At 66.2% G+C, this 1,445-nt stretch carries 1 protein-coding gene; it reads left to right on the forward strand.

The genetic code is table 11. The features are described 5' to 3' along the window. The coding region (locus AB4Y84_RS21600) for a methyl-accepting chemotaxis protein (RefSeq protein WP_442250924.1) at positions 1-1,429 on the forward strand (1,429 nt) is incomplete at its 5' end. Between the last annotated feature and the right edge of the window lie 16 nt (positions 1,430-1,445).

The following is a 1,445-nucleotide window of genomic DNA, read 5'->3' on the forward strand; positions in this document are numbered from 1 at the left end:
GGGCGAGATGGCGCGGCAGCATGATGATGGAAGCCTGGGTTATCGCATGGACGAGAGCGCCTTCCCCGGCGACTACGGGCGCATGGTGCATGACACCAACGCGCTGGTGGGCTCGCACGTGCAGGTGCAGAACCGCTTGATCGAGGTGATGAAGCACTACGCGCGCGGCGACCTGTCGGTGGACATGGATCGTCTGCCGGGCGAGAAGGCGGCGATCACCCAGGCCATGGACGAGACCAAATCGAGTCTGTCGGCCATCAACGGCGAGATCCGCCGGCTGGCCACAGCCGCGGCCGCGGGCGACTTCAGCCTGCGCGGTGACGAAGCACGCTTCGAGCATGATTTCGGCGAGATGGTGACCGGCCTCAACCGGTTGATGCAGACCACCGATGAGAACCTGGTGCAGGTGTCGAGCCTGCTGCAGGCGATCTCGCGCGGAGACCTGACCGTACGCATGCAGGGCGACTTCCACGGTGTGTTCGCCCGCATGCGCGACGACTGCAACGCGACCGTCGAGCAGCTGACCCAGATCGTCGGCCGTATCCAGGCCAGTGCATCCAGCATCAATCTGGCAGCGGGGGAGATTGCCTCGGGTAATACCGATCTGTCGCGGCGTACCGAGCAGCAGGCGGCCAACCTGGAAGAGACGGCAGCGTCGATGGAGGAGCTGACCTCCACGGTGAAGCAGAACGCCGAACACGCGCGCCAGGCCAACCAGCTGGCGATCGGTGCACATGGGGTGGCCTCGCAGGGCGGCGAGGTGGTCGGCCAGGTGGTGACCACTATGAGTGCGATCGAAGCGTCGTCGAAGAAGATCGCCGAGATCATCAGCGTGATCGATGGCATCGCCTTCCAGACCAACATCCTGGCGCTCAACGCCGCCGTGGAAGCTGCGCGTGCGGGTGAGCAGGGCAGGGGTTTTGCTGTGGTGGCCAGCGAGGTGCGCACCTTGGCACAGCGCTCGGCGGGTGCGGCCAAGGAGATCAAGGGCCTGATCGAAGAGTCGGTGGGCAAGGTATCCGACGGCTCGGCGCTGGTACGTCAGGCCGGCACCACGATGGGCGAGATCGTCGCGTCGGTTCAGCGGGTGACCGACATCATGGCCGAGATCTCGGCGGCCTCGCAGGAGCAGAGTTCCGGCATCGAGCAGGTCAACCAGACCGTGATGCAGATGGACGAAACCACCCAGCAGAATGCTGCGCTGGTGGAAGAGGCCAGCGCTGCAGCACGTTCGATGGAGGAGCAGGCCAACCTGCTGGCCGAGGCGGTATCGGTGTTCCGCACCGGGGCTTCGGTGGCGGCGGCAGCAGTCCGTCCGATGTTGGCAGCGGTCGCTGCAAGCGTGCCGCCGGTGCGTCGCGTGACCGGCGTGCCGCCGCGCATCGCGCCCTCGCTCGCGGCCAACACGGGTGGGTGGGAAGAGTTCTAAGCCGGGTGGGAGACGG

Origin of the sequence: Stenotrophomonas sp. 2YAF22 (assembly GCF_052114665.1) — a bacterium.
Classification (GTDB): domain Bacteria; phylum Pseudomonadota; class Gammaproteobacteria; order Xanthomonadales; family Xanthomonadaceae; genus Stenotrophomonas; species Stenotrophomonas indicatrix.